At 42.0% G+C, this 6,984-nt stretch carries 6 protein-coding genes; 4 read left to right on the top strand and 2 right to left on the bottom strand.

Going from position 1 to position 6,984, the window contains the following annotated elements; all coding sequences use genetic code 11:
• Positions 1 to 3,287 (bottom strand): transcription-repair coupling factor (gene mfd / locus ACZFYI_RS13070; RefSeq protein ID WP_462524571.1); only part of this gene is annotated, 3,287 nt, incomplete at its 3' end.
• Positions 3,288 to 3,427: 140 nt separating this feature from the next.
• On the opposite strand from mfd, the gene ACZFYI_RS13065 reads away from it, so the two are divergent.
• Genes ACZFYI_RS13065 through ACZFYI_RS13050 form a run of 4 tightly spaced genes read left to right on the top strand, consistent with a single transcriptional unit; the run spans position 3,428 to position 6,493 of the window.
• Complete coding sequence (locus ACZFYI_RS13065) at positions 3,428 to 4,036, top strand: cytochrome c oxidase subunit 3 (RefSeq protein WP_462524570.1); 609 nt, start codon at positions 3,428 to 3,430, stop codon at positions 4,034 to 4,036.
• Positions 4,037 to 4,080: 44 nt separating this feature from the next.
• Entirely contained in the window at positions 4,081 to 5,058 is a 978-nt protein-coding gene (hflK, locus tag ACZFYI_RS13060) for an FtsH protease activity modulator HflK (RefSeq protein ID WP_462524569.1), read from the top strand.
• Positions 5,055 to 5,993 carry a protease modulator HflC gene (hflC, locus tag ACZFYI_RS13055; protein ID WP_462524568.1) on the top strand — a complete coding sequence of 313 codons (939 nt, stop codon included), beginning with the start codon at positions 5,055 to 5,057 and terminating at the stop codon, positions 5,991 to 5,993. Before hflK ends, hflC begins: the two co-directional genes overlap by 4 nt.
• Positions 5,994 to 6,049: 56 nt before the next feature.
• A complete protein-coding gene (locus ACZFYI_RS13050) occupies positions 6,050 to 6,493 on the top strand; it encodes an SRPBCC family protein (RefSeq protein ID WP_462524573.1) in 444 nt (147 codons plus the stop codon).
• On the opposite strand, the gene ACZFYI_RS13045 is transcribed toward ACZFYI_RS13050, so the two are convergent.
• Entirely contained in the window at positions 6,490 to 6,960 is a 471-nt protein-coding gene (locus tag ACZFYI_RS13045; RefSeq protein ID WP_462524572.1) for a Fur family transcriptional regulator, read from the bottom strand. The two genes, ACZFYI_RS13050 and ACZFYI_RS13045, sit on opposite strands and share 4 nt — an antisense overlap.
• Between the last annotated feature and the right edge of the window lie 24 nt (positions 6,961 to 6,984).

The raw sequence follows: 6,984 nt of genomic DNA, 5'->3' as shown, positions 1-6,984 counted from the left end.
AAAATAAGCCTTTTTTTATACTCTTTGATTTTGCAATGTTTGCCATGTTTTTGGATGTAAGCAAGGATCTTACCAAATGTATCTGATTTGAAATACTTTTCCTTTTCGGAAGGTAGGAAGTAGCATTTCATGATTTCAGATTTTAGTACGAGTTTTTCAAATCCAAGGTTTTCGGCAATCCATCTCAGGCGGACCGTTTCAAACAAATCCTCCACGGTGGAAGGGATTGGTCCAAACCTGTCTCTTACAGATTGGATAAAGGTCTGAAGTTCTTCTTCTTTTTTGATATTGTCCAACTTGGCATAAAGACTCAGCCTTTCAGAAATATTGCTCACATAAGATTCGGGAATCAACAATTCCAAATCTGTCTCTATCACGCAATCCTGTACCAAGATTTCTACCTTTTCTTTCAGGTCTACTTCAAAAAGGTAGGCAAATTCATTTTCTTTCAATTCCTGCACTGCCTCATCCAAGATCTTATGGTACATCTCAAATCCCAAATCTGTAATGAATCCGCTTTGTTCTGCTCCGAGCAAATTTCCCGCCCCACGGATATCCAAGTCCCGCATCGCCACCTTAAAACCATCGCCCAAATCCGAGAATTCCTCCAAGGTCTGTAATCTCTTCCTCGCTTCCGCTGTCAAACCTGAAGTGGGGGTTGTCAAGAGATAACAAAACGCTTTCTTATTGCTTCTTCCTACCCGTCCCCGCATCTGATGGAGGTCACTCAATCCAAACATGTGGGCACGGTTGATGATGATGGTATTTGCATTTGGAATATCTAGTCCGGATTCGATGATATTGGTAGAGACCAAGACATCATATTCCCCTTCGATGAATTTTACCATGATGTCTTCCAATTTCTTGCCGTCCATCTGACCGTGTGCCGCAGCTACACGTGCATCCGGCACCAACCTCAAGATCAGGTTGGCGATGGAATCTATCTCGCCGACACGGTTATGGACAAAAAATACCTGACCACCTCTTTTCAATTCAAATGCGATGGCATCCCTGATGACTTCCTCCCTGAAGGTATGGATTTCTGTAGTGACCGGTTGTCTGTTTGGTGGCGGTGTCGCAATGACGGACAAATCCCTTGCACCCATCAGGGAGAAGTGCAGCGTCCTTGGTATCGGTGTAGCCGTCAGGGTCAAAACATCCACATTGACTTTCATTTCCTTCAGTTGGTCCTTGACCTTGACTCCAAATTTTTGTTCCTCGTCAATCACCAAAAGTCCGAGGTTCTTGAATTTGATGTCTTTGTTGACGATACGGTGGGTTCCAATCAGGATATCTATTTCCCCTGTAGCAACTTGGGCAATGATGTCTTTGATCTCTTTGGCTGACCTGAACCTGTTGATGTATTCCACTTTGACAGGAAAATTGGCTAGTCTTTCTTTGAAAGTATGGAAATGCTGCATGGCCAAAATGGTGGTAGGTACCAAAATAGCCACTTGTTTTCTGTCATTCAGGGCTTTGAAGGCCGCACGAATGGCCACTTCAGTTTTGCCGAAGCCCACATCTCCACAGACAAGTCTGTCCATAGGATAGGGTTTTTCCATATCGGATTTGACATCGATGGTGGCTGAGGCTTGGTCAGGAGTATCCTCAAAGACGAAGGAACTTTCCAACTCGACCTGCATGACTGAATCAGGTGAAAACCTGAATCCGTTTGCACTCTTTCTTTTTGCATATAGCGCAATCAGGTCTTTGGCAATATCCTTGACCTTTCCTTTGACTTTTCGTTTTTTATTTTCCCATTCAGGACTGCCGAGTTTGGACATGGCCGGCATCGTTCCTTCCTGACCTGAGTATTTGGAGATCTTATGGAGTGAATGGATGTTGACAAAAAGCAGGTCATCATCCCTGAAAACCAAGCGTACTGCTTCCTGGGATTTGCCATGGACATCGACTTTTTCCAATCCCGCAAAACGTCCCACACCATAATCTATATGGACAATAAAATCTCCGGGATGCAAGGTCCTCAATTCCCGAAGGGTCAGGGCTTTTGATTTACTTGATTTGGCTTTGGTCTTGTACCTGTGAAAACGCTCAAAAATCTGATGGTCTGTATAGCAGGCGATAGAAAGCGACCTGTCCACAAACCCTTCCCGCAAACCTATTTTCAGGTATTGGACTTTTAATGTGGGGTCAAGTTCATGAAAGATGTTCTCCAATCTTTGGATCTGCTTGTCACTCTCTGAACAGACTATATTGAGCATCCCTGTTTTTTCATTTTCGACCAGGTTTTGGACGATCAGGTCAAAATTCTTGTTGAAGGAAGGTTGGGGCTGAGCGTCAAACTTGGCCGAAACGGCATTTTTCAGGTAAAATTTATTTCCAAATTCCACTTTCCCAAATTTCGAAACCTGGGTCATGAATGCTTCTTCTCCATCAAATAAGTCCTCCGGTTTGAGCAACAGCTTTTGATTGGACGTACGGCTGACGATTTGGTCAAACTGATTCTTGGCTTTTAGGAAATTGTCCTCAATTACATCAAGGGTATATTGATAATCCTTGAACCAAAGCATAGTTCCCTGCGGTAAAAAATCCAAAAAAGACTGTCTTTGTTCCTGTAGCAACTTGGTCTGCACATTTGGAATCAGGCTGATATGGTCAATGGGGTCAAGTGAAAGCTGTGTTTCCGGATCAAAAGTCCTGATACTTTCTATTTCTTTTCCAAAGAGCTCTAGGCGGTAAGGAAGGTCATGTGCATAAGAAAACACATCCAAAATTCCTCCACGGATCGCAAACTGGCCGGGCTCAAACACAAAATCTGTTTTTTCAAAATCGTAAGTACTAAGCAATTCCGAAATGAAAGCTAAGTCCACTTTTTCGCCTACCTCAGCTTTAAAGGTGTTTTCCGTGAGGGATCTTTTGTTGATTACCTTCTCATACAATGCCTCAGCATAAGTGACGATGATGGGATCTTTTTGCTCTTGCGTGAGGAGTTTGTTCAGAATTTCAGCCCTTTGCAAGACATTGGCGTTTTCGACTTCATCAAACTGATAAGGTCTTTTATAGCTTGATGGAAAAAAGAAAATTGTTCCTTCTCCCAACAGTTCCTGAAGGTCGTTGTTGATATAGGCGGCCTCTTCTTTGTCATGGGCGATAATGAGGTGACAGCCGCCGAGGGATTTGAAAAGGACTGAAAAAAGCAAACTGTCAAGACTTCCCGACAAACCTTTGATCTGATGGTTGCCTGATTTGTCTTTGAGTATGTTTTGGGCAATGGTCTGTACAAAAGGATCTTTTTCGTAAAGAGCAACAAATGCGTTTTTTTCCAATTCTATGATTTTGGCTAATGATGGACAAAGTTAGGAATTTGATTTAGAAACCTATTCCCAGTTCTGTTTATGAAATTGTAGTCTATTTGGATGAACCTATGGCTTATTTAAATGTTTACTGAAATATAACTTCATGACACATGGAAAAAACAAAGGAAAGCTGGCTACAAAGGGTAGAAAAAATGCATCCCTATCAGACCATGATGTATTTGGGGATGTTTGGCAGTGGGTTGATCTTCCTTTTTTTGACGGTGGCATTTTTAGCTTCGGGCACAGGGTATTTTGAGCAATATGGCCACAAGATCCCAAAAGCATTCATCCTGAGTACTTTTGTTATCCTTTACAGCGGCTACACAGTTTCCAAGCTATTGATATATTTCAATGAAGAAAATCTGGAAAAGCTCAAATCTACCCTTTCGTTGACTTTCATACTTGGCCTTGTATTTACAATCTTACAGTTTTTTGGATGGAGGGAATTGACAATGATGGGGGTGGATTTCAAGGGGCTGCCAAGCGGGAGTTTTCTATATATTCTGAGCGGCATCCATATTTTTCACCTTTTAGGGGTGATGGTTTTTTCGGTGATTATGCTTGTCCAATATAATCAAAACGGCAAAAGCGAAATACAACAGATCCTGATGCTGACTAATCCATTTGAAAAGATGAGGATCAGACTATTTACCACCTATTGGCATTTTATGGATTTGATCTGGCTGGTACTCTTCCTGGTATTTGTACTAACTTTCTAAAAATTTGTGGTATTTTCGGCTAAATCGACGTTAAAGAAAGCATCATGAATGAAAACAGGTATGAAATAAATATTGACCCTGACTGGATAAAGAAGTATGCCGGCAAAATAATCGGTGGGTTTTTATTGGTGGTTGCCATATTTACAAGCACCAAAACTGTCGGGCCTGAAGAAGAAGGTGTCGTGGTTTTGTTGGGCCAATACAACAGGACTGTACAACCGGGCTTGAATTTTATTCTGCCTTATGGAATAGAAAGCATGTATAAAATTCCTGTTCAAAGGCAACTCAAGCAGGAATTTGGATTCAGGACAATCAAAGCAGATCAGCGGACAGAATATGAAAAGGGGACTTTTGGTGATGAAAGCATGATGCTTACAGGTGACCTCAACCTAACTGATGTAGAATGGGTCGTCCAATACAGAATTGTGGATTCTTACAAATACCTCTTCAAAGTGAGAAATGCTGAAAAGACCCTCAGAGACATGTCCGAAGCAGCGATGAGAAAAATCGTAGGCGACCGTACAGTCAATGAGGTATTGACTGTGGGAAGACAAGAGGTAGCCACAAGTGTGGAAGTGCTACTCCAAAAGATGTGCGACGAATACCAAAACGGAATCCGAATAGATCAGGTGGTTCTTCAGGACGTCAATCCTCCGGAACCGGTAAAACCGTCTTTCAACGCTGTCAATGAAGCACAACAGGAAAGAGAAACACTAACCAACCAAGCAGAGGCAGAATATAACAGGGTCATTCCCCGTGCCAAAGGAGAGGCAGAAGAAACCATACAATTGGCTGAAGCCTATGCACTGAACCGGGTCAACCGGGCCAAAGGTGAGGCTGACAGGTTCAACAGTCTTTTTGATGCGTACATCAAATCTCCTGAGGTAACCAAGCAGCGGATCTATCTGGAAACAATGGAAAAAGTACTTCCCAAAATCGGCAACAAAATAATCGTAGATGACAAGGGAAACAATATCCTTCCTCTGCTCAACCTTGACAAAGCTAAAAAAATCAACCCATGAGAAACAGACAAACCCTCACCCTGGTATTTTTGGCTATCCTTATTTATACCTTATATAGCAGCATTTTCATTTTGGATGAAACCAAGCAGGCCATCGTCACACTTTTTGGCAAGCCTGTAGGTGAACCACGGACAGAAGCAGGTCTGAATTTTAAAATCCCCTACTTCCATAAGGTGCAGTATTTTGACAAAAGGTACCTGGAATGGGACGGGGCAAGAAATCAAGTTCCGACCAAAGACAAAAAATTTATTTTTGTCGATACCTATGCCCGTTGGGAAATCACCAATCCTTTGCAGTTTTTTATCCGATTGCGAGACGAGCGGTCTGCACAGTCTAGGCTAGACGATATTTTGGATGGTGAAACCCGAAATGCCGTGGCAAGCCATGACTTATTGGATTTGGTGCGGTCTTCTAACAGGGATCCGGAAATCACGGAGGAGTTTATGGAACAAATAGAAATCCTGGAAGACATCAATGTGGGCCGCGCCAATATCGAAAAAATAGTACTCGAAAAAGCTAATGAAAGGACAGCAGACGTTGGAGTCAGGGTGTTGGATTTCCGATTCAAGAGAATGAATTATGTGGATGAGGTGAGGGACCGGGTTTATGACAGGATGATCAGTGAAAGGAATAGGATTGCGGATCAGTTTAGGTCTGAAGGGGAAGGAGAAGCGAGAAAAATCGGAGGAAACAAGGAAGAGGAGCTTGCAGAAATACAGTCAGAAGCATTCAAAAAAGCAGAAGAAATAAAGGGCCGAGCAGATGCAGAGGCTACCAAAATCTACGCTGCTGCCTATAACCGTAGCCGGCAATCCGTAGATTTTTATAAATTCATCCGGTCTATGGAAAGTTTTGAAAAATCTCTTGATGAAAATACCACCATTATCCTTTCTTCGGACTCTGAGTTTTTCCGGTATCTGAAAAAAGTTGATTAAGGGATTTTTAAGCTCAGGTCAAAACAAATAAATACATTTTGGACTTAGGTCTAGGCATGAACATCAATATTGAAACTGCTGTCGGACAAAACTACCTTCAAGTCAAAGAAGGTTTTGATGAATCCCTGTTTACTAAGCTCAGTCCGCCATTCCCTCCTGTAAAACTCCTGCGGTTTGATGGATCAAAAAAAGGCGATGTGGTTACTTTAGAACTGGATTTCATCGTATTTAAACAAAAATGGACAAGCCTGATCACCGAAGACCTTACTGATGAGAATGAGTTCTACTTTGTGGATCAGGGAACTGAATTGCCGTTTTTTCTAAAAGAATGGAAGCATAAACACCGGATTATAAAAAAAGGGTCGGGATCCATCATCAGGGATGAAATCACTTTTAAAGCAAAACCAGGATTTTTAGGGATACTTCTTTACCCGGCGATGTTCCTTCAATTTTTATACAGGAAACCCATCTACAAAAAATACTTCAAGACCGAGTCTTAAGCCAAGGAGAGGTTATCACAGTTTTGGATCTGGCAGTCTCCATACAAAACCAAGGAGTGACTGGTAATCCCTGACTGAAATTCTTTTCCCATGGCCTCTTTGATGGAATTGATCCTTTCGTCAGAAAACTCCCTGATCTTTCGACATTGGTTGCAGACATGATGGTCATGGTGCTTGTAGGTCAGTGCCTGTTCATAGAGCGCGACTTTGTCCTTAAACTGGTGCTTTACCGCAAGTCCGCATTCTACCAAAAGATCCAAAGTATTATAAATAGTGGCCCTACTGATGGTATAGCCTTTGTTTCTCATCAATAAAAACAAGCCCTCAACATCAATATGTTCGTCCTGAGGCAATGCATAAAGCTCATCCAAGACAGAATATCTTTCCGGGGTTTTTCTGCTACCTTGTCTCAAAAGGAAGTTTTCAAAAATTTTTTTTGCTTTTTCTACAACTGATAATTCTGCCATAATGCTTAGTACCAAAAAATAAAG

Source organism: Aquiflexum sp. (genome assembly GCF_977115555.1).
The sequence above is the reverse complement of the archived record's forward strand: the minus strand, read 5'-3'. Positions and strand labels throughout refer to the sequence as shown.

Bases quoted from the DNA above. Each gene is read 5' to 3' on its own strand.
- hflK (WP_462524569.1), top strand. From the start codon at position 4,081: ATGAATGAAAACAGGTATGAAATAAATATTGACCCTGACTGGATAAAG.
- hflC (WP_462524568.1), top strand. From the start codon at position 5,055: ATGAGAAACAGACAAACCCTCACCCTGGTATTTTTGGCTATCCTTATT.
- ACZFYI_RS13065 (WP_462524570.1), top strand. From the start codon at position 3,428: ATGGAAAAAACAAAGGAAAGCTGGCTACAAAGGGTAGAAAAAATGCAT.
- ACZFYI_RS13050 (WP_462524573.1), top strand. From the start codon at position 6,050: ATGAACATCAATATTGAAACTGCTGTCGGACAAAACTACCTTCAAGTC.
- ACZFYI_RS13045 (WP_462524572.1), bottom strand. From the start codon at position 6,960: ATGGCAGAATTATCAGTTGTAGAAAAAGCAAAAAAAATTTTTGAAAAC.